The 22,744-nt window shown below is 42.2% G+C and carries 17 protein-coding genes; 4 read left to right on the top strand and 13 right to left on the bottom strand.

Features of this window, described 5'->3' with window-relative positions:
• Positions 1-31: 31 nt before the first annotated feature.
• The 3 genes from ABFV72_RS05670 to ABFV72_RS05660 all read right to left on the bottom strand — a co-directional run bounded on the left by ABFV72_RS05670 (position 32) and on the right by ABFV72_RS05660 (position 2,159).
• Entirely contained in the window at positions 32-892 is an 861-nt protein-coding gene (locus ABFV72_RS05670; RefSeq protein WP_057762202.1) for an SPFH domain-containing protein, read from the bottom strand.
• 16 nt (positions 893-908) lie between these two features.
• The gene (locus tag ABFV72_RS05665; protein WP_347162759.1) at positions 909-1,388 is read right to left on the bottom strand and encodes an NfeD family protein; all 480 of its coding nucleotides are present in this window, start codon (positions 1,386-1,388) and stop codon (positions 909-911) included.
• A gap of 231 nt (positions 1,389-1,619) precedes the next feature.
• Entirely contained in the window at positions 1,620-2,159 is a 540-nt protein-coding gene (locus tag ABFV72_RS05660) for a porin family protein (RefSeq protein ID WP_201547565.1), read from the bottom strand.
• 304 nt (positions 2,160-2,463) lie between these two features.
• Between ABFV72_RS05660 and ABFV72_RS05655 the strand changes: the two genes are divergently transcribed.
• Positions 2,464-3,696, top strand: a complete 1,233-nt coding sequence (locus tag ABFV72_RS05655) for an 8-amino-7-oxononanoate synthase (protein WP_347162758.1) — start codon at positions 2,464-2,466, stop codon at positions 3,694-3,696.
• A gap of 71 nt (positions 3,697-3,767) precedes the next feature.
• Positions 3,768-4,577: a methyltransferase domain-containing protein gene (locus tag ABFV72_RS05650; RefSeq protein ID WP_347162757.1), complete on the top strand. Its 810-nt coding sequence runs from the start codon at positions 3,768-3,770 to the stop codon at positions 4,575-4,577.
• A 229-nt stretch (positions 4,578-4,806) separates the two neighbouring features.
• Here the strand turns inward: ABFV72_RS05650 and dnaK are convergent, their stop codons facing one another.
• Both dnaK and grpE read right to left on the bottom strand, forming a co-directional pair.
• Positions 4,807-6,747, bottom strand: a complete 1,941-nt coding sequence (dnaK, locus tag ABFV72_RS05645) for a molecular chaperone DnaK (protein ID WP_057762214.1) — start codon at positions 6,745-6,747, stop codon at positions 4,807-4,809.
• A 183-nt stretch (positions 6,748-6,930) separates the two neighbouring features.
• Complete coding sequence (grpE, locus tag ABFV72_RS05640) at positions 6,931-7,530, bottom strand: nucleotide exchange factor GrpE (protein ID WP_057762215.1); 600 nt, start codon at positions 7,528-7,530, stop codon at positions 6,931-6,933.
• Between the two features lie 433 nt (positions 7,531-7,963).
• Here grpE and ABFV72_RS05635 point away from each other — a divergent pair, with 433 nt between their 5' ends.
• Positions 7,964-9,376, top strand: coding sequence for an alpha/beta hydrolase (locus ABFV72_RS05635; protein WP_347162756.1), 1,413 nt, complete (start codon positions 7,964-7,966; stop codon positions 9,374-9,376).
• A gap of 48 nt (positions 9,377-9,424) precedes the next feature.
• Here the strand turns inward: ABFV72_RS05635 and ABFV72_RS05630 are convergent, their stop codons facing one another.
• The 8 genes from ABFV72_RS05630 to fmt form a co-directional block, all read right to left on the bottom strand.
• Positions 9,425-10,558, bottom strand: coding sequence for a metallophosphoesterase (locus ABFV72_RS05630; protein WP_347162755.1), 1,134 nt, complete (start codon positions 10,556-10,558; stop codon positions 9,425-9,427).
• A gap of 86 nt (positions 10,559-10,644) precedes the next feature.
• On the bottom strand, positions 10,645-11,655 hold the full coding sequence (locus tag ABFV72_RS05625; protein ID WP_347162754.1) for an epimerase: 1,011 nt from the start codon (positions 11,653-11,655) through the stop codon (positions 10,645-10,647).
• Positions 11,656-11,944: 289 nt separating this feature from the next.
• A complete protein-coding gene (locus ABFV72_RS05620; protein WP_347162753.1) occupies positions 11,945-12,574 on the bottom strand; it encodes an L-threonylcarbamoyladenylate synthase in 630 nt (209 codons plus the stop codon).
• A 117-nt stretch (positions 12,575-12,691) separates the two neighbouring features.
• Positions 12,692-13,936 (bottom strand): DNA-processing protein DprA, encoded by a 1,245-nt coding sequence (dprA, locus tag ABFV72_RS05615; protein WP_347162802.1) that lies wholly within the window; start codon positions 13,934-13,936, stop codon positions 12,692-12,694.
• Positions 13,937-14,011: 75 nt separating this feature from the next.
• Positions 14,012-15,109 carry a LysM peptidoglycan-binding domain-containing protein gene (locus ABFV72_RS05610; RefSeq protein WP_347162752.1) on the bottom strand — a complete coding sequence of 366 codons (1,098 nt, stop codon included), beginning with the start codon at positions 15,107-15,109 and terminating at the stop codon, positions 14,012-14,014.
• Positions 15,110-15,434: 325 nt separating this feature from the next.
• Positions 15,435-16,856: a threonine synthase gene (gene thrC / locus ABFV72_RS05605; protein WP_347162751.1), complete on the bottom strand. Its 1,422-nt coding sequence runs from the start codon at positions 16,854-16,856 to the stop codon at positions 15,435-15,437.
• Positions 16,857-16,901: 45 nt separating this feature from the next.
• Positions 16,902-18,476 carry a transcription antitermination factor NusB gene (locus tag ABFV72_RS05600; RefSeq protein WP_347162750.1) on the bottom strand — a complete coding sequence of 525 codons (1,575 nt, stop codon included), beginning with the start codon at positions 18,474-18,476 and terminating at the stop codon, positions 16,902-16,904.
• A gap of 65 nt (positions 18,477-18,541) precedes the next feature.
• The gene (gene fmt, locus ABFV72_RS05595) at positions 18,542-19,612 is read right to left on the bottom strand and encodes a methionyl-tRNA formyltransferase (RefSeq protein WP_347162749.1); all 1,071 of its coding nucleotides are present in this window, start codon (positions 19,610-19,612) and stop codon (positions 18,542-18,544) included.
• Positions 19,613-19,938: 326 nt separating this feature from the next.
• On the opposite strand from fmt, the gene ABFV72_RS05590 reads away from it, so the two are divergent.
• Positions 19,939-22,692: a response regulator gene (locus tag ABFV72_RS05590; RefSeq protein WP_347162748.1), complete on the top strand. Its 2,754-nt coding sequence runs from the start codon at positions 19,939-19,941 to the stop codon at positions 22,690-22,692.
• Positions 22,693-22,744 lie beyond the last annotated feature (52 nt).

Raw genomic sequence — 22,744 nt, 5'->3', positions numbered from 1 at the left:
CGAGGTCTTTTTTTATTATTGCTGTGGCTTTTTACACTTTTAATTTATCACCGACCATACCTTTTACGGTACTTAAAATATCTGCTGGTAGTACCACCATTTTAGAGTTGTCAGATTCAGCCAACTCTCGTATCGCTTTAATATATTGCTCACCAAGTAAGTATACAATCGGCATCTCTTCCTCACCCATTGCGCTAGTAATCAAACGAATCGACTCTTCAGAACCTCTGGCTAGTACCACTTGCGCTTCGGCATCACGGCGTGAAGCCTCCAAGCGACCATCCGCTTCTAAGATAGCAGCTTGCTTTTGACCATCAGCACGGGTCACGGTTGCACGGCGTAAACGCTCTGCCGCTGCTTGCTCTTCCATAGATGCTTGCATGGTCTGCGAAGGGTTAATGTCTTGAATTTCCACTGTCTTAAGGGTAATACCCCAATCTGCAATGTCTTCTGAAATTGCATGTTTTAGCTTGGTCTTGATCTCGTCGCGACTAGACAATGCGCTATCAAGATCCATCTCACCAATAATCGAACGTAGCGATGTTTGCACCAGATTACGGATACCGTACTCATAATCTTCGATACCATAGACTGCCTTGTCAGGACGCACGATATTAATATAAGCGACAGCGTTTGCAATGATAACGACGTTGTCACGAGTAATGACTTCTTGTGACGGAATATCGAGTACGATGTCTTTGGTCGTTACCTTATAAGCCACATCATCTACATAAGGGATGATGAGGTTGAGTCCTGGCTCTAGCGTTTGGCTATATTTGCCCAGTCTCTGCACTACCCATTTATAACCTTGCGGTACAATACGTACGCCTTTAAACACAGTGAATACCACCAGTGCAATCAATACCACCATCACAATACTAAAGCTTTCCATAACTCATCCCTTATTATTATACCTGCATACTTTTATGCATCGCTGCCTGCGCTTTTGTACTGCTCACAATCAGCTCGTTACCAACGATATCAGTCACTACTACCCTATCGCCGATTGCCACTTGCTCCCCTCTCGTACGGCACATCCATTCAGCCGCACCAACGATAGGAACACTAAATCTAACTGTGCCAGCTTTATCTAGCTGCGGTGACACGATAATCATCCCCACTTCACCAACTATGACACTACCGCCCAGCCCAGCTTTGGTACGATCTACTGACAACGGTTTGATAAACTTGAACCAAGCTAGCAAAAACACAGCAGAGAGCACTAACCAGACGATAATCTGAACAGAGACAGAAATAGGTAGCAGCCATGATAGCGCTGCAACGATGATGGCAGCGGCACCAAACCACAGACTGGCAAACGTCAGTACAAACATCTCAACGATTAGTAATGAGAAGCCTAATACTAACCAATGCCAAGGTTCAATCATCCAAAGTATCTCCATCCTTGCCACCATTCCTATCTTTATCATTCCAGTTTTTAATGTAGCACATTTTTAAGGATAACAACGCTCTAACGATAATGATATATTACTTATTAGCTACTCATAAATTACCGTCCTAAAAGCTTCTGCATAAATTTTAAGCAAAAAAAAACGACCACTTAAAGTGATCGTTTCTTTATTATAGCTATTTAGCTAAAAGCTTATTTTTCTAAGTCATTAGAATTTTAGCTGTGCACCAACAGTCATAAGGTCTGCATCGCTACCTAGCATGTCGTATTCAGCTTCAACACTGAAGTCAGAGTTTACTGCGTAACCAAGACCTACACCACCAGCAATGTTAGTGTCGTCGTCTGAGAAATCAGAAGCACCAGCAAAGTTAGTGTTGTTAGCTTCTACTTCAGTTTTTGCAACACCTAGCTTACCTTTTGCGTATAAGCCGCTATTTGGGAATGCATAACGGTAAGTACCATAAGCGCCGTATGTCTTAGCATCGATGTCGCCGCCTCTATAGTCAGCATCATCTGAACCTACGTATTCTGCTTCGATACCGAAGTTAGGATCAAAGTTATAACCAGCAGTTACACCGTATGCAGTTGGGTCATCAGCGCCATCAACATCTAGATCGAACTGACCAACTTTAGCAGCAACATATGGCTGACCTGTGTAGCCGTTGCCATAGTTAACAGCAGCTTGTGCACCTACAGAAAGTAAAGAACCAGTTGCTAGTGCAAGTATTGTTTTTTGTAGAGTTTTCATTATTAGCTCCTTGAAAGAAATTTGGACAAACAAGTTATTTATTTATATTGGCCTTGTGGCCCTATCGCCTTGTCTGCTAACGATGAATACATAGTAACAAACTATTTCAGACACTCTGTCAGTGTTTAATGGTGTGAGAGTTAAGAATTGAAAGCGTTTATCAGTGTGTGGGTTACAAAGGCCTAGATATGAAACCTTTTGTTACATCCACCCAGTTTATGCAATAATCCGTACTCATTTCACAGTTTTCTTGCTAGACAAATCAGCTAAATATGGCTGATATAACAATAATTAGAGAGAAAAAATGCAAAATTCTATCACTGAACGTTTGCAAAGCGCACTTGCAGACTTAAAAGCAAAGCAGCAGTATCGTCAATTACCAAACTTGCAGCACGATGGACGATACGTCGTTAGTGCAGGTAAGGCTTTACTAAATATTGCGAGTAATGATTACCTGGGTTTAGGCGGCGATACCGAGATGCAAGCTGAGTTTCTTACTCAAGTGGGACAGCTTTCTGTTACACACATTCCTAAAATGAGTGCCACTTCCTCACGCCTACTCACAGGCAACGATATACAGTTAGAAGCTCTAGAAGAAGAACTGCAAAATTGGTATCAAAGCGCCATAGAAAAACAGAATTTAACCGATTCAAAGTCGGTGTTGGTGTTGAACTGTGGCTATCACGCCAACCTAGGTATCTTGCCAGCATTGACAGCTTTGCCAGTCAAGACACTCATTTTGGCTGACAAGCTAGTACATGCCAGCATTATCGATGGGATGCGCTTGAGCCAAAGTAAACTTGTTACCTATCGTCGTTACCGACACAACGATTACGAAAATTTGGCCAAGTTTATTGAACAAGCAGACGAGACGGTTGAACGCATCATTATTGTCACTGAGAGTATATTTAGTATGGATGGTGACCGTGCCGACTTGCCTCAACTAGTACAATTAAAATCCAAAGATGCTCGTATTGAGCTGTATGTCGATGAAGCACATGCTGTTGGAGTGCTTGGCGATACAGGTCTAGGATTGGCGGAAGAAACGCATACCTTGGCGGATATTGACTATTTGGTGGGTACCTTTGGTAAGGCATTTGCTTCAATGGGTGCTTATATCATTTGTGATGAGGTCGTCAAACAATGGCTGATCAATGCCATGCGTCCGCTGATTTTTAGTACCGCACTCCCTCCGATAAACCATGCATGGACAAGATTTATCTTAGCAAAAATGCCGACCTTAACTGACCAACGTGCGCATCTAGCACAGCTATCTACCACGCTTAGTCAAGCCATTGACCCACGGCACCGTGTATCGCCAACTGTAGAAGATATAGATTATCAATCTCCTATTATTCCTTATATATTAGGCGATAATACGAGTACCCTTGCCAAAGCACAACAGCTACAAACCGCTGGATTTTACGCGCTGCCTATCAGGCCGCCTACTGTACCTGCAAACACTGCCCGTATTCGCTTAGTTATGAATGCCAAACTGACTAACGAAGACTGCGAGCGATTGATACAGCAGTTGTAACTTTATCGTTTGACACAAACTTTATTTCTACTATTGATAGATAACTGGCGCACTTGGACATAATAAAGCCTATGACAACACTCAACACAGCTAATGACCTCAGTGTTAGAAAACAAACCATCGCTCGCCACTTTGCTAATGCAAGCGACTATGACCAGCATGCCAATGTTCAGCAGATCGTTTGTCAGTACTTATTAGACAGTATTGCTCATACCAAGCAAAGTAGTGTGCTAGAAGTGGGTGCAGGTACAGGTCAAATGACGCGCCTACTCGCTGATCATATTCAAGGCCAGTACTGGCTCATCAATGAGTTATGTAATGAGCAGAGTGCTACATTGCAGTCAATACTGCCAACCGCTAATGTAATGATTGGTGATGCTGAAACCATAGATTTAGCAGAGAATCATAGTTTGATAGTCAGCGCCAATGCCGTGCAATGGTTTGATAGTCCGTTGAGTTTTGTCACGAAATCAGCGCAGCGTCTACAATCTAGAGGACAACTGGTCTTTAGTACTTTTACGCCAAATAACTTTTTGCAAATTAAAACTCTCACGGGTCAAGGACTTCACTATCCAGATATTGATGAATGGCAATTAGCATTAGATAGTGCTGGCTTTAAGAATATCGAACTTTCTATTAAACGCTTTGATTTACCATTTCCTACTCCCTACGCTATCTTAAAGCATATGAAACTCACCGGCGTATCGACCAATCAAACTCAGATTACGTCAGATGATACTCAAACCTTTGTATGGACAAAATCGCGTCTACAGCAATTTGAGTCAGACTATTGGCAGCAATTCTCAGAAAAGAATGGCATAGGACAGCTCGTGGTTAATTTAACCTATGAAGTGCTCATAGTGAGCGCGTTTAAACCATAAGCACGCATCTTATTAAGAAAAATAATAGCTAGCAGAAACAGTAGCCGATAGGAAAAACAGCCATAAAAAAAACGCACCCCGAAGGATACGTTTTTTAATTTAACTAGTTATCGATTTGTATCGACTATACCATTTTCAAAAACTTGAGTAGCAAGGAAAACGGGCGTAAGTACTACATTAAGTAGACTAAGCGAGTTTGACACAGCTAATCGCGTTTTTGGATTTGGTATTACTTCTTGTCTTCGTCTACTTCAGTGAACTCAGCATCAACGACGTCGTCATCAGCTTTGTTGCTACCAGCATCGTCAGCACCTTGTTGGAACTGGCTTGGATCCATACCTTCTGCACCAGCGCCGCTATCAGCGTAGATTTTTTGGCTGATTGGCAAGAATGCATTGTCTAATGCTTCAAGTTTGGCTTTGATTTCGTCATGGTCATCTTCTTTCGCTGCGGCTTCAAGCTCAGTGATAGCAGATTCTACTGTTGATTTTTCTTCATCAGTGACTTTATCTTCTGCTTCTTTTAGCGCTTTTTGTACGGCATGAATACGACCATCTGCTTCGTTACGAACTTGCGCTAGGTTAGCGAATTTCTCATCTTCAGCAGCATTGGCTTCTGCATCGCGAACCATTTGTTCGACTTCTTCGTCCGACAAACCAGAATCCGCTTTGATTTGGATACTTTGTGCTTTACCAGTACCTTTATCGGTTGCAGAGATGTTCATGATACCATCAGCATTGATGTCGAAAGACACTTCGATTTGCGGTAGGCCACGTGGTGCTGGTGGAATATCCGTTAAGTCAAAACGACCAAGCATTTTGTTTTGGTTAGCGATTTTACGCTCACCTTGATATACCTGAATCGTTACAGCTGGCTGGTTGTCTTCAGCCGTTGAGAATACCTGTGATTTCTTAGTAGGAATCATGGTGTTTTTCTCGATAACTGGCGTCATAACACCACCCATCGTTTCGATACCTAGGGTCAATGGCGTTACATCAAGTAGCAATACGTCAGTTTTGTCACCAGACAATACGGCACCTTGAATCGCTGCACCAGCTGCTACTGCTTCATCAGGGTTCACGTCTTTACGTGGCTCTTGACCGAAGAAATCTTGTACTTTTTGCTGTACTAGTGGCATACGAGTCTGACCACCGACCAAGATTACATCGTTGATGTCGCCAATTTTTAGGCCAGCATCTTCAAGTGCAGTCTTACAAGGACCCATTGTACGTTGTACTAACTCTTCAGTTAGGCTCTCTAGTTTAGAGCGACTGATAGTTACAACCAAATGCTTAGGACCACTGCTATCAGCAGTAATATATGGCAAGTTTACTTCAGTGCTTTGTGCACTTGATAGCTCAATCTTCGCTTTTTCAGCGGCTTCTTTTAGACGCTGCATCGCAAGAGAGTCACCTTTTAGGTTCACGTCTTGCTCTTTCTTGAATTCAGCAACTAAGAAATCAATCAATGCTGAGTCAAAGTCTTCACCACCTAGGAAAGTATCACCGTTGGTCGCTAGTACTTCGAACTGTTGCTCGCCGTCTACGTCTGCGATTTCGATGATTGAGATATCGAAAGTACCACCGCCTAAGTCATATACAGCAACAGTACTATCGCCTTGCTTCTTGTCCATACCATAAGCAAGTGCAGCAGCCGTTGGCTCATTGATAATACGTTTTACATCAAGACCAGCGATTTTACCCGCATCTTTAGTTGCTTGACGCTGTGAGTCATTGAAATAAGCAGGTACAGTTACAACCGCTTCAGTCACACTCTCACCAAGATAATCTTCTGCTGTTTTTTTCATTTTTTTCAAGATTTCAGCAGAAACCTGTGGTGGCGCAAGCTTTTTACCATTGATTTCTACCCATGCATCGCCGTTATCTGCTTTAGCGATTTTATAAGGAACCATACCGATATCTTTTTGCACGACTTTGTCATCAAAACGACGACCGATCAAGCGCTTGATCGCAAACAAAGTATTGCTTGGGTTGGTTACTGCTTGACGCTTAGCTGACTGACCAACAAGCGTTTCGTCATCTTTATAAGCGACGATTGATGGTGTTGTACGAGTACCTTCAGCGTTTTCGATGACCTTAACTTTGTCACCTTCCATTACTGCTACACACGAGTTAGTAGTACCTAAATCAATACCAATTACTTTACCCATAATCAATTGCTCCTAATTTGTTTTTAACTATAAATACTTATTTATCCAGACCGTAGTCGGTCACTTGTTGCTATATATCGGTTTACCCGTTGTATTTTTCAAGGCGATAATCACGCAAAAACTGTGTTTCATGTCATTTTTTGTGAAAAACCTTCATATTAGTAGGGTTTAGCCCTAAAAATATTACTGACCAACACGAACCATGGCCGGACGTAATAGACGGCCGTTTAGGCTATAGCCTTTTTGTAAGACCGTACCAACTGTGTCTGCCGCTGCTTCTGGGTCAATACCCACTGCTTCATGGAAGTCAGCGTTGAATTTTTCGCCTTGTGGATCGACCACTTCTACGCCGTTTTTGGTCAATACCGCAACCAATGCTTTGTGCGTTAATTGCACACCCTCAGCGACTGGATCATTGGCATCGGCATTTTCGATAGCGCGCTCTAAGTTGTCAACGATGTCTAACAATTCTTTAGCAAATTTCTGTAGTGCAAACTTTTTGCTCTTATCCGCTTCTTGCTCCATGCGTTTTTGCGCATTGTAAGCTTCAGCATTAGCACGTGCAGTACCTTCTTTGGCTTGTTTTACTTCGCCTTCTAGCTCAGCAATACGCGCTTTGAAAGTATCAAGGTTGATTTCGTTTTCGATAGTCGTTTCTTCACCTGAATTATTCTGTGGATCAAACTCTTTCATGGTTTCTTCTAAGATACTGTCATTATGATCAATATTCTCATGTGCCACATTTTGGTCAAGATTTTCGTGGTTCGGGTTTTGCTCGCTCATGATAGCTCCTTGGAATTTCAATAATGAAGATTAAGAGACGGCACAGTAGACCGAATAATTACTGGTCCTACTATGCCATTATTAAATGCTCGATGTTTCTGACTCATTGTTTTTTTAATACGCTTCAATAGCTGCTTGATAAAGGTGATAAGGACAAATTTCAAGCCTAGAGCAAAGGAATTTTTACCATTTATGACAAATATTCGTGAAGTGTCATTAATACGATGCGTCAAACATTTTTGTTCCATGTCAACAAATCTCAATATTCGCTCACAAAAAGAACAGAAAACCGCTATTTATTCCAATTACTTTACGCTTATTAATCAAGCTATTACCAAACGATACCCTATTATTCTGCTAGCTATTTTATCATTGCTATAAATATTATTGCCCACACTCAAATGCACGCTAAAAATCATTTATGAGAGCTGTTATGTCTAATTCAAAAAATTTATCTATCAATACTTTGCTTAATAAAGCATTGATGACATTGCACTTAGCGTCAAAAGAACATTTAGCGTCAAAAGAGCCATCAAATCAAGATACAAAAGCGTATGACTCATTAGAAAAACGTCTGAGCGTTAAAGAGAAAATACTCGCTTATAACCCTGTAGCAAACTATCAGCCGCATACATTGCATTACGCAATGAAAAGTCTCGGCTACTTACCAGACCCTATTTTAGAAGGGGTGATTGGTTACCTTAAAGGCCCTAATTCAAAACAGTATCTGCATGCAAACGCTCATCTGCGTCTCATCCTTGCAGTAAACAGTTACCTCAAAACGCCGTTAGAATTAACTCCAATGTCGGAATTGCGTGAGAGATTTACTGCTGATGCGGTAGCCATGCAATCACCTAGAGTATGGCAGCAAGCCAATACGACTATGCTAGGCAATATAAAGCCCTTCACTAAAAAAAGTGACTCACCTGTTAGTTGGAAAGATGAAACGATTGCCAATGCTGATGATGGCGACATGACTGTCCGTTGTTATAAAGCAGGCGGCAAAAAATCTAGTTTCAGAAGAAAACGTATCCATAATCCCGATGAAACAGTCATGCTGTTCTTTCATGGCGGCGGGTTCTGTATTGGTGATGTCGATACACATCATGAATTCTGTCATGCGGTCTGTGAGCAGACTGGTTGGTCTGTGGTTAGTGTCGATTATCGCTTAGCGCCTGAATGTCCTGCTCCCGCAGCCTTAAAAGACTGTATCACTGCGTATGCTTGGTTAGTTGATCACTGTCACACATTGGGCGCGTTACCTTCTCGTATAGTCTTGGCAGGTGATAGCGCAGGAGGTGGTCTATCAACTTTAATTGCGCAGCAGCTGACCGCACCGAGCAAAAGCGCATGGGCAGACCTAGGGTTAGATGGACAGAAAATGTTTAGTCTATTAGAAAAACTACCCGAACCTCTAGCGCAGATGCCTTTATATCCAGTCACTGATATTGAAACGGATTATCCTAGTTGGGAGCTATACGGCGAAGGTCTACTATTAGATCATGCTGATGTAGCAGTATTTGATGCTGCTTGTTTGGAAAATAGCCTACTGCCTCGCTTGCATATACTGAATTCACCTATGCTGGGTGATAATAGTAAAGTTTGCCCAACTTACATTGTAGCTTCTGAGCTCGACGTATTACGTGATGAGGCGTTTGCTTATGCAAAGCAGCTGAAAGGTTACGGCGTTGCTGTAGAGACCTATACTGTGCTTGGTGCACCGCATGGCTTTATTCACTTTATGAGTGTTCACCAAGGCCTTGGACAAGAGACAAGCAATATTATTCATGGGTTTAGCAGCTTTGTACGTGAAATCATCAGTACACAATCCCAGTTAGCTGCGTAGACCGTTAATTATTTAGTTAGCCAGCCAATTATTGATTTGTATAACTAACTAATTTGCATCGCCAGATAGCGTAATCAACCAAATCTCTGAGCGCGATCCCAATCGAAACGGAATGCCCCAAAAACCATAACCAGAGGACACGACGAAGTGTCCTTTACCAATCTGCTCATAGCCATAGCCTAATCTATTAATAGCATTGACGATGAAATTAGCGGGAAATACTTGACCGTTGTGAGTATGTCCTGAGACTTGTAAATCAACAGGTAATTGACTGTGATTATCTATGTCACTCGGTCTATGGTCTAACAATATCACTGGCTGCGATGTATTTACTTGCGCAAGCAAATCAGTAGTCGCTACACGTTGACGTTTATGATTATCAAAACGTCCAACTAACCACACTGGTTGACCCTCGTGCTCGATATAGAGCACCTCATCGTTCAACAGTTGTATACCTGCATTTTGCAGCGCTTCGCTAATGGGTCGCTCATGACCATACAAATCATGATTACCCAATGTCGCATAGACACCACGTGGCAGACTACTGCACAATTCTGCTAGGTTTTGCTCCATACGATATTCATTAAAGGCATCTGTATTATCATCCATAATATCCCCTGGCATCAGCAGCATATCTGCACCAGAGCGAATCATAAGTTGCTGCAATCTATCTATGGCTTTTACACCAAATAATCGCCCTATGTGCAAGTCACTAGCGACTGCAATGCGTAGCGGCTTGGTTAAAGGTTTATCTATCTTAATAGACAGCTTGCGTATAACAGGGGCGTAGGCACTATATAATGAATAAATAAATAGTCCTACAAATAGGAATAGCGCTAGTACTCTTAGCCCTATAGCCATCTCATTCGATTGGTGCAACGTACTACCTGACAAAGCAATGACCAGCAGATACCCTCCGTAGAGTAGACTCACTGCCAACGCCGTCAGTATCATAAAATGCATGACTAGCATCCAGCCGCTGACCCAGCGATAACTGTTAGCAAATGCTCTTTTTACGCTCAATACTAATAGACCATTAGTAATAATAAATACACTGACCCATATCATTGTCTGTAATGTTGGCTGTATCCAAGGCTGGAGCCACCACTGTATGCTCAATACTGTACCTAGGCTAAACAATTGTAATAGCAGAAAGATGGTAAAGAAAAATGCGTAACGCATGGACTGCCCTTAGACATAAATACGGTTAGATAAGCGATTATCAGAAAATAAGTTCCAATGTTTCACATGAAACAACTGCCATATAACTATTCTTGGTTTTCTAACGCTTGCTGGAGTGTCGAGTGTTTGAACGAATAACCTGCATCCAATAGCGCTTGTGGCAGCACCTTTTGACCATCAATAAGTAACGTGGACATTTCGCCAAACATCAGCTTAAGCAAAAACTCTGGTAAAGTAAAAAACGTAGGGCGATCTAGCCACGAACCAAGTGCTTTGGTAAAAGTATGATTGGTCACAGGATTCGGAGCAGTAAGGTTATATACGACTGCATTTGTATTATTTGCGGTACTGTTTGCAGCCTTAATAGTGCTATCATTAATAGGTGCATTGTCTTGGGCTAAGCTTTCAATGTGATTAACGTCTGATTCTTTAGTAAGTTTGAGCTGCTGCTCAATAATAAAGATGACCGCATTGACCCAATCTTCACGGCTGATCCAGCTCATGATTTGCTGTCCATTACCCAACTGACCACCGACACCAAATTTAAATGGTAGCAACAATTTAGCCACCATACCGCCCTCAGGATGGATGACTACACCTGTTCTGACGATAGCTACAGGAACATCATGATCGGTAGCTTTAAGTGCTAATTGCTCCCATTCATCACATAATGTATGAGCAAAGTCCGTCTCGTAATCGCTGTTTTCAGTCAGTGGCTTGTCGCCTTGCGTGCCATACCAACCGATTGCTGATCCGCTTACCAGTAACTTAGGTTTGGTGCTAGCACGTGCGATAAAACCCAATATCAACTGAGTAGGTTTGATACGGCTCGCCATCAACTGCTCTTTACGATCATCGCTCCAACGAGAGTCAGCGATACCAGCACCTGCTAAATTCAATATGACATCAAAGCTCATATCAGACATCGCAAGCTCGTCATAAGTCATCATATTAATATCATCGGGATGTGGTTGACCGCTATTACGAGTTAGCCAAGTAATCGTTACGTCTTTATTTTGTGCGCGAGACCGTGCCATTAGCTCTCGACTAAATGTACTTCCCAAAAACCCTGAACCGCCACTAATCAAAACATTCATACCCTACTCCCTATATGCCTTAAATATCGCCACTATGACTTATCGTTGAGTTACTTATTGCTGAAGTACTTATCGTTCAATAAAAACCAGACCGTTATAACCATCGTCTGCTTTTTTGTGGTTTTTATCAAAATGACTTTTACATGCTTTTGGTAAAGGAAAGTAGAAAAATAGACAAGCTAGCAAATGGTTAATCTATGAATGCTCAAGTAAGTAAGGCGCAGCGACACCTATCACTTTGCATTGCAAGCAATCACTTCTAAAAAGTTAAGAGTTTTAATAGACAATGCTATCGAACGACGAAACCTGTCGTTGCGTCACGAATTTGGCTAGGCAAGGTATAACCTAAAGTATCGCCCTGCAAATAACCAATTTGCTCATCAAAATAAGCATAGGCGGCCTCAAAAGTGCTAGCAGGCGTTTGCCCTGATGGGTTGCAGCTTGTAGAAACCAATAGACCAAATGGGTTCTCTTCACTGACCATCTGTTGGCAAAGCTGACGAACTGTAGGGTGCGAGATAACTCGAACAGCTATAGTCTGATGCTGACCGGTAATCCAAGTAGGTACAGTGCTCGCAAGCGGCTGAGGAATCGGTAATAACCAAGTATGTGCTTGGTTATCGTGCTGTTCATCTCCGCTATCGTCTGTCTGCCAACTATCAATAACCTGCTGGCGCTGAACATCATCTAAGGAGGCTAGTAAAGGGGCTGAGCGAGACACACTATCAGTGACGACTATCATGCCTTTAGCTTGTGGACGTTGTTTGATATCCAAAATACGCTGAACAGCTGCTTGGTCATAAGGGTCGCAACCAATACCCCAAACGCTTTCTGTAGGATACGCGAGCAGTTGCCCTTCTTTTAGCCACTTAGCAGCTTGAATGGCAGAACTAGTAATAAGAGGTGTAGGTTGGCTCATGACTTAAATGGTTCGTAGAAGTAAATTCTAATAATACCACAAGAGAGATATTGTCTAGGAGAGTCTATAACTAAGGGCTATCTATGCCAGTGTCCAATAAGGAATGTTTGCAATATTTTAAATGCGTAAATATCGTCCACCTTGTTCGCTGATAAGACCCATTAACTCAAGCTCCATTAGCTGACCAATCAACTGCGGCGGTGCAAGCTTGGTTGCACTAATAAGCGCATCTAAATCCTGCCCATGCCAGTCAAGCTGCTCATAGATTGCAGCTAAATGCTCAGGCACAACGACTGTGCTGCGCGCAGGCTTTATCTCAGAGGATAGTTGCTGGCTAGTAGATTTGATTGAGTTTGTCTCTATCGCATCAGAAGTCTGATTAATAGTAGAGCGATTGCTATTAGAATTAGTAGCGTTTGCTGTTCTATAAGCGCCTTTATCGTAATCAAGCTGACCATTGACGTCCTCTAGTACTTGCTGAGGATGATAAGCCAAGGTCGCACCTTCACGTATTAAATGATGGCAACCCTCTGCATTACTGTTATCAATATGACTAGGAATAGCAAAGACCTGTTTACCTTGTTCAGACGTGAGACGTGCTGTGATAAGCGAGCCGCTTTTGATGGTCGCTTCCGTCACAATGGTCGCGAGACTCAGCCCAGCTACCAAACGATTGCGACGCGGAAAAGTATGTTTATGAGGCTGCGTATGCGGTAGTAGCTCACTAATAATGCAGCCACCTTGCTCGATAATTTGAGTAAATAATTGATCCCGGTGATTGGGATAGTTTACATCGATCCCCGTACCCATTACACCAACCGTACGTCCCTGACAGTCAGGGTCTGCCTGTGCTAGCGCGCCCAAATGTGCGCGTTTATCTACACCCATAGCCAGACCGCTAGTAACAATATAACCTGCTTGCGCTAAGTACTGCGCCATATCAAACGTGATTTTTTGCGCATGCGCGGTGGGTTTTCGGCTACCTACTATAGCGATTTGTGCTTGATGTAGGCGTGCGCTATTCCCACGATAAAATAATAAAGGTGGCGGGTCGTAGATTTGTGAGAGTTGGGCAGGATAATCGGCGTCATCAGCGAACAGCAAACCATAACGCCCCTCTATCAATGCTTGCTGAATCTTATCGATATTGGCGAGTGTTTGCTCTGTCTGCTCATGACGTTTGAGATGGGTATGATGAATACCGAGCTGCTTCCATGCCTCTACTTTGGCTTGCCAAGCAAGCTGCGGATAACCAAAAGAAGTGATCAGTTTGTGATAAGCAGATAACGACGCATTCACCTCGTACCACAGCGCTAGGATAGCGCGCTGATTGTCGGATAAAGAAGAGGTGACTGCCGTCATTGTCATCTGTCTCGTATAGGCAAGCTTAGATTAGTATTTGGTTTAATATATTGCTTAATACAGCCTTATAGCTATTTATAGATAAGGAGGTGGCAGTAACTGATCACCAATATTAAGTGGTAACTCAGAATCAAGTACATAAGCATAGCTGATGTGGTCAAAGGTATTAAAAACCATCACCATACCGCTAGGCTCGTTTGGTAGACGGACTGGTGTGTCATTATCTTTAGTATCACGTACCAAAGGCCCTTTTTGATAAACCGTCAGCACATCACCTGGTTTAGCACCTTGTAAGCTACCCAAATTGATGGCGACCACACTACCCTTCGCAGCTGAGCTGATAGAGTCCATCACACGTACGATCATACCGCCGCGACTGACACTTGCAGGCGTTGGATAGAAGACGGGAGGAATAGCGTTATCTAACTCTACGAATACGCGATCCCCTTCACGCACTTCTTTGCCATAACTATCAATAAGCTGCAAGCTAGTCACACCATTACTTTCTGTAGAAGTTACTAGTCCTGTCGCTACCTGCGTAACTTCTAAACCTATCACTTCTTGAGTTTTGGGGTCTACATATAGCTCACCCTCACGGTAGACGCCGTAACGCTGGCCTACGATAAGCGGTACGCCTTTAGCATAGACTTTATCACCGCTCGCAGTAATCAAGTTACGGTTTTTAGAAGCCAAAATATAAGGCGTGGTATTAAAGTCTTGAGGATTCACGATAAGTGTTTTATCAAGCCAATGCTGGATAGCCGACCACGGAATAGGAGGAATACTATTGGCCGTCGAGGTAATCGCGATCGTACTTGTACTTACACTTCCAGTAAGCTGCTTTTCAACACCAGCACAGCCTTCACCAGTATCAACGCCAATCAGTGTTTTTCCTTGAATCACACAAAGGATAAGAACGTCATTGGGGTAGATAAGGTTTGGATTTTTGATTTGCTTATTGGTTGCCCAAATTTCTTTCCAGCGCCAAGGACTGTCTAGATAGCGACCTGAGATATCCCATAAGGTATCGCCTTTTTTAACGATATAACGATTGGGCGCATCAGCTTTGATAGTTGGCGGCGGATTGTTAGCTTGAGCCGTGCTCATCAACATGGCACTACTAAACGTCGTAATTAACAGTGCTTTTGCTATCTTTTTTAAGCTCATCTTCATCGTTATATCCACAATATGTACCACTATGTTCGACGCAAATAACTGTACTTAATTCATTACTGTAAAAATCTCTTAAATTAACAAAAAATGAAATTTATCAGTAACTTGTTAATAAAATTCTCATGGCGACTATAGGGTAACTGTTCAGTGTAATTGGCTAGAATAATTCCTAAAAAAGCGCCTAGCACGATGATGACTTGCTGACGCTGTTTCTAATATTACAATTATATCTACCATAACACAATCATAAACACTTTATTACAATGGTGTAACTTTTACGCGGATACTTTTCCTCGTTGATGATAAGCATAAAGACCGTAATTACTTAAGCAGGATTCGGCGTAACATGTTGGCGGATTTGTTCAGCGACCAGTTCAGCCTTGTTTTCCAGTACTACTACGTGCTGTGGTAAATCTTCTAACCCTTCAGTGTGCGCTGGACGAGCGATATCTATCTGACCGATAGCCTCAACAATAGTGTCCGCAAACTTAACGGGTAATGCTGTCTCTGCACAAACGATGATTTCGCCATCTAGCTGTAGCTCTTTGGCAACTTTAATGCCGTCTGCGGTATGTGGATCAACCAATTCACCATGCTGTTCATAAAGCGCTTTGATAGTCTGCAAGCGGTCGCTATGAGTAGATTTACCAGCAGCAAAGCCATAGCGATTATTAACTGCTTCCATTAGCTCAGATAAGTCAAAGCCTCGACCAGATTTCACCCCTTCAAATAACTCATGAACGCGTACGCTGTCTTTTTCTAATAGCAAATAAACAAAACGCTCAAAGTTAGAGGCTTTTGAAATATCCATCGACGGACTAGAGGTTACGTAGGTTTTTTCAGTCGGACGCGGCTGATAAGCACCTTGATTAAAAAAGTCATTCAGTACGTCGTTTTCATTGGTTGCGACAATCAAACGGTCAATTGGCAGTCCCATTTCACGAGCAATATGACCGGCACAGATATTGCCGAAGTTGCCTGATGGTACGCTAAAGCTGACTTTTTCATCGTTGCTCGTCGTGACCGCAAAGTAAGCTTTAAAGTAATAAACAATCTGCGCTAGGATACGACCCCAGTTAATAGAGTTTACCGTGCCTAGGTTATAAGCGGCTTTAAACTCAGCATCTTGCTGAAGTGCTTTGACGATATCTTGGCAATCATCAAACATACCATCGATAGCGATATTGTGAATATTAGCATCCGTCAAACTATACATTTGCGCACGCTGGAACTCACTCATTTTGCCATGTGGGGATAGCATAAAGACTTCGACGTTTTCTTTACCTCGCAATGCGTATTCTGCTGCACTACCCGTGTCACCACTGGTCGCACCAATGATCGTAATACGTGCATCTTTTTTCTTAAGCACATATTCAAAGGCGTTGCCCAGAAACTGCATGGCAACATCTTTAAATGCCAATGTCGGACCGTTTGATAATCCTAGAATATATAAATTGTCTTCGAGCTTGCGGACAGGAACAATCTCTTCAGAGCCAAACACCTCAGCGGTATAAGTGCGCTCGATAAGGTCTTGCAAATCAGCCGTAGGAATATCAGTGGCAAAACACTGCATAATCGCCATCGCAAGCTGCGGATAGCTGAGCGTACGCCATTCATCAAGGGTTGCACTATCGATATTTGGATAATGCTCAGGCAACATCAAACCACCGTCTGGGGCAAGACCCATCAAAAGCACATCACTAAAATCCATCGGCGCTGTCTGACCACGGGTACTGATATATTTCATTAGATTGTCCTGTCTACAATAATGTTATTCAATAATTAAAACGGTTTATTCAGCAGTTTTTTGTAGCAATGCATAATAAAAACCATCACCACTCGCGCTATCAATGGGTAAGCACTGACGACCGATTGCTTGTTCGATACCCCAGTTACAATCTTCAGTAAACTCGATCACTACTGCGTCATTATGATGAGTGATAAAGTCCTGCATTTGCTCGACGTTCTCTTGCTTTAAGATAGAACAGGTCACGTACAGCAGATAACCACCAGCTTTGAGTTGTGGCCATAAGTTATGCAAGATGTCTGCTTGCAACAGCGCCGTCTGTTCGATGTCTTCTTCGGTACGCAGGATACTGATATCAGGATGACGGCGAATCACACCAGTCGCAGTACAAGGAGAGTCCAATAATATCGCATCAAACACGGGTTCATTGGTAGCCGCTTTTTTGTTTTTGCCATGCTGCCATCTGGTCACATCTGCACAGACAATATTCAATGCGATGCTGTTATCCGCTTGCTGCAAATCATGCTGACTTAAATTTAGGCGCTGTAAGTTCTCACGAATACGCTCGATACGTGGTGCTTCATTATCGATAGCTGTTACTTTGATATCAGTAATCGCAGGTGACGTTTCATTATTGTTTTGTTTCACGTGAAACAACGATGACTCGTCACCAGCACTCATGAGCTCTAACCAATGGGCAAGCTTGCCACCAGGTGCCGCACAAGCATCTAGAATATGTATCTCATTATTCGTATTTTCCGTATCAGATTTTTCAGCACTAAGCTTAGCCATCAATGCTTTATTGATAATCGGCGCAGCTAACTGAGCATGCATATCTTGAACACTAGCTGTTCCTAAAGCAAAATCAGGCAAAGCGTTAACGGCAGTGCTTTGATGTAGTCTAAGACCTTTGGTTGATAGCGTGGTAGAAGTGGCAGACCCTGATGAGTTTGCTACCTTAAAACCAGTCGTTAGCTCAACGATATCTGCATCAATTTCTGCACCATCCAATGCATGTTGATAATCTTCTACCGAAATAACCGCCGAATTCACTCGTAAAAACATTGGTGCCGCTTGGCGTAAGCCTTGTGTCAGCTCATCATACTGCTCGCTCCAATCCTGCTTAAGCTGGTAAGCGAGCCAATTTGGTAGACTATGCTTTTTATCGCATTTCTTACGGAATTTGCTTGGATTCTTAGCGACTTTACGCAAAATAGCATTCACCAAACCAGTCGAATGAGCAAACTCAATTTCTTTGGCTGCTTCAACGGTTTCATGAATTGCAGCATGGTCAGCCACTTCTAAATATAGCAACTGTACTAAGCCGACTTGAATGGTGGTACGCACTTCAACTTCGTCGATAGGGTTGTCTGCTAAGCTATCGAGCAAACGTGCCAGTGCGTGCCATTGGCGCAATGTCGTGAGCAGTAACGCATGAGCAAAGCCTTTATCGCCATCGTGCAGACTATTCAGTAACGGGTCAAGGACGCTTGAGAGCGACTGACCATTTTGAATAGCCAGTAAGGTACGAATCACACGCACGCGTACGCTGCCATTCATAATAAGATTGCTTGATGGTTTGAGCTTATTGTTTCTAGGCGCAGTACTGTTTTGTCTCATTAAATTTCATTTCCTTGACGTATGATCGATAGCGTCTTGTGCAAGTAGGTTAAATATAAGTAACGTTATTTTGTTTCTGACGTAAATTGATCGCCGTCATTTAATTGGTTGCCATGGCAAACTTGTTCAGCAGTCATCGGCTTACCACCCGCAAACTGTAAATGAGTAATGGCTAAAGTAGTGGCCGACGACTCGGTATCATTATCCTTACCACAAGCGACTAAGATCGCTTTTCGTCCGACACTGATAACTGTTCCAGCAGGTTCATTGGTTTGCTGCGATGTATTTACAGGTAAGCTAGCCAACACTTTGACGCGCTGCCCTGCTAGGAAAGTATAAGCACCCGGCCATGGTGTCAGCCCACGAATTTGGCGTTCAATAGCGGCAGCAGGCTGCGACCAATCAACTTCGCCTTCCGTTTTGACCAGCTTTTCAGCATAGTTGGCTTGACTATCATTTTGAGCAATAGCTTGAGCTTGATAAGCAGCTAAGTCTTTTAGCACCGTACTAATGGCTGTCGCACCAAGTGCAGCCATCTTATCATGTAGGCTAGCAGCGGTATCATCAGAGGAGATACTTTCGCTGACTTTATAAAGCATATCACCCGTATCCAGACCTTTGTCCATCTGCATAATGGTAATGCCGGTCTCATCGTCTCCGGCTAAGAGTGCACGATGGATAGGTGCAGCACCGCGCCAGCGTGGTAACAGTGAAGCATGAATATTCAAACAACCATGAGTAGGCGTCTCTAATACACCAATAGGTAGAATCAATCCGTAAGCAGCAACAATCATCACATCAGGCTGATAGGTGCGCAGAGTTTGCCTAGCAGCTAGCCCTTCTGCGCTAGACTTTTTAAAAGTGACTGGCTGCTCTACAGCGATATCATTTGCCAATGCAACTTCTTTTACCGCAGAGGCTGACAATTTTTGACCACGACCTGCTTTACGATCAGGCTGCGTGTAAACAGCGACTATTTCTATATTCAGCGCTTCTTGCTGATTAATTAACGACTCAAGGCTGATAGCAGCAAATTCAGGCGTACCCGCAAATACTACCCTTAATCGGTTAGTAGTTGGGTTATCATGGTCAGTAAGCGAGTTAGATGTATCAAAGGTAGGAGCAGTTGTAGTCATAATCATGCATTATATAAGGTTTATTTGTTCATTATAGGTGAGTTTACGGCGCAGTGCCATGATTGTAATGACCTCACTTCATGATAACCAATGACATTATTTGTCTTTATAATATCAAGAACATCAACCGTTCTATTTATATTTTTTACAAAACAATTTGGTGTTAATAACCACTCTCTGTAAACAGTAAGCCGTTATTCTGCTATAAATAGAAGGTAGCACTAGAAATGTTAGACAATTCAGCTGTCGTATAATTCACCTACAATATGTAGAAACCTCATTTTAATTTCACTATATTTTTTGTGTCGAGATAGGGCCACGCTTTCATGCAACAGTTTCAGTCCTTACAACGCTTATTGATTTTTTATGCCTTGTCTCTCACGGTTATGTTACTGCTGTACTATGTCACAATGTTTGATGGGATGAAAAAACATAGTGAGCAACATAGCATAGATACTTTTTATACCCTACAGCACAGTATTATTGAGCATGCAGCGCCTGTAGATAGTGAAATAAAAAAAATCTTAGAACAACCTACTTTTGATCACCTTAGTTATCAGCTGATTTTGATGATGCCTTCTGGGCAGACCTATATTCATCATAATACTCGTCCCAATGAATCTGCTTTTTCTACTGTTGCTTTCCCTACCATCGGCACTACCACTTTTAGCAGTAATAATCATAGCTCTTATACCGTCAATAGCAATGAACTAACAGGGATCATTAATCTAAAAAGCGGACATCAGATTTATATCGTATTACGCCATGAGCCTTTTGTTGTCGACTGGATATCTTACCGTTATTGGCTTCCTTTGATGGTCGCCATCGTACTATTCTTCATGGCATTGCTCTATATGCTCAATCGTCGAACCAACTGGGAGCAATTACTGGTTTATACGGATAATTTGAGTAGCCGCGCAAAAGAATCTTATACGCCGCCGCCATTTCTACAAAAGAAATCTACTACCGAGTTTATGCTGTTAGGTCATGCGCTAAGTCGCGTAAGCTACCAGCTACATAATGACTATCGGCGTATAAAAACATTGACTCATCGGTTAGAACGCTTGGTTGATCAGGCACCCTTACCAATGTTGATGAGTATACGACATGGTCAAATTAGTTTCTATAATCAACGCTTTGAGCAAGTATTTACCCCTCCTACCCAGAGTGAACAGAGCTATGAGCTGACTGATTTCGTTGAAGGGAAAGATGAGGCCACTCAAATACTGTTAAAAACCATCTCAAGTTTACGCGTTACTCGCACGCTTATAGTATATGGCTTGGAAAACAAACAAGCCTACCAACTACACGTAACACCATGGTTCGGTGAACATGGGCAAGTTCACGGTTTTACTGTGATTTTTAATAATATTGATGAAATTTTCCATCAATCTGAACAACTACAGCTGCACAACCAACAACTGCAATTACAAATTGATGAATCAAACGAAGCTCAAGCATTTATAGGTCGTAAGTTAAGGATACCACTAGAGAAGATAATTGATTCGTTGGAACCCATCGACCCTTCAACATTGACGGCTCAAGGCAAAAAAACTCTAAATACATTGATTACAACCAGTCAAAGCATGTTGACTGTGCTCAATGAGACGCTAACAACAGAGGAAGTTGAAGTCCGAAAAACACGTCTAAGTATCGAAACGGTTGATATTTATAAGGTAAGCAAAGAGGTTAGCAATTTAGTCACACAAGAAATAAGACAACAAGGGTTAGAATTGATCTATTTCTTTGCACCGGACTGTCCTCGTTACATCGAAACTGATTACATTCGACTGCACCATATCCTATTAAACCTGTTGAAAAACGCTATTAGTTTTACAACATCAGGCTATGTCGCGCTCACTGTTGATCGTGTACCTGAAGATAAAGTAACGCGAATAAGTAATCAGCCTTTAGCTTCTAACAATGACACTACAATGCCTGCTCAGACATCTTATTGGATTCGGTTTAGCGTAAAAGACACTGGGGCAACTATTACTCCTGAGAGAAAAAATCAATTAGTCAATATCTTGAATCAAAGCAATCATAACTTAGTTGAAGACAGTAATATTGGCTTGAGTGATGCCAATAGCTTTGCTCAGTTACTCGGCGGTTTTATCGAACTAAGTAATACGGTGGATAAAGAGACTATATTTAGCCTCTACCTTCCTTATCCTCATACCACTTATCAATCGGTATATCATCGTTGTTCGCAGCTGCCCCATATTCACCTTATCGCTATCATCAATCAGCCTCTAGTTGCTGAACATTTACAACGTTTGTGCGAGTACTTAACGATATCCGTGACTATCTACAGCACTTTAGATAGAGCCACTGTACAGCAGCTAAAAAACAAATTAAAACAAGATGAGCAAACCGTCATCCCTGTCTTGTTATTAGATTATGAATACAGCGAATTTATCACCTTACCAGCTAATGCGAGCAACAAGTATAGCGAGCAACAAGAAGTGTTAAACGACCTAGTCGCTACGCCTTCACTACCGAAGATATTACTTAGCATGAAACTTGAAAGGCATATCCCTTCTACTTTACTAGGCCAATACGATGGATTTTTGACCAAACCCTTGGACGCAAGTTTATTACTTTCTGAATTGCTACGTTTAACCTTATTTGCAAGGAAAACGCTAAACATACTGGTCAAACATCAATATGACAGCAGTCTATCTTTTGTAGAAGATATACCTAAGAAAGAAATCTTGCCTCCACTGATTTTGGTCGTAGAAGACAGTCCTACTAACCAAAAGATAGCCTGTAAGATGTTAAGTAAACTTGGTTATCGTAGTATCGTTGCAGAAGATGGACAGCAAGCGCTCGAGAAACTCAAAAGCCAACGTGAAGAGATCTCTTTGATTTTGATGGACTGCCGAATGCCCATTATGGATGGCTTACAAGCCACACAAGTGATTCGCTCGCAAGGTGATAAGATACCGATTGTGGCGCTAACTGCGAATAATACAGAAGAAGATCGCGAGGCTTGTATGCAAGTAGGTATGGACGAGTTTTTATCCAAACCCATTAGTAAGAAAGACTTAGAATCCGTTTTGCAGAGTTTTATACAATAAATCTCTAGTGCAAATAAAAAATACCCTATTGATATCACTTAATCAAAGTAAT

The sequence above is a fragment of the Psychrobacter proteolyticus genome (assembly GCF_039762275.1).
GTDB classification, from domain to species: Bacteria; Pseudomonadota; Gammaproteobacteria; order Pseudomonadales; family Moraxellaceae; genus Psychrobacter; species Psychrobacter proteolyticus_C.
The sequence above is the reverse complement of the archived record's forward strand: the minus strand, read 5'-3'. Positions and strand labels throughout refer to the sequence as shown.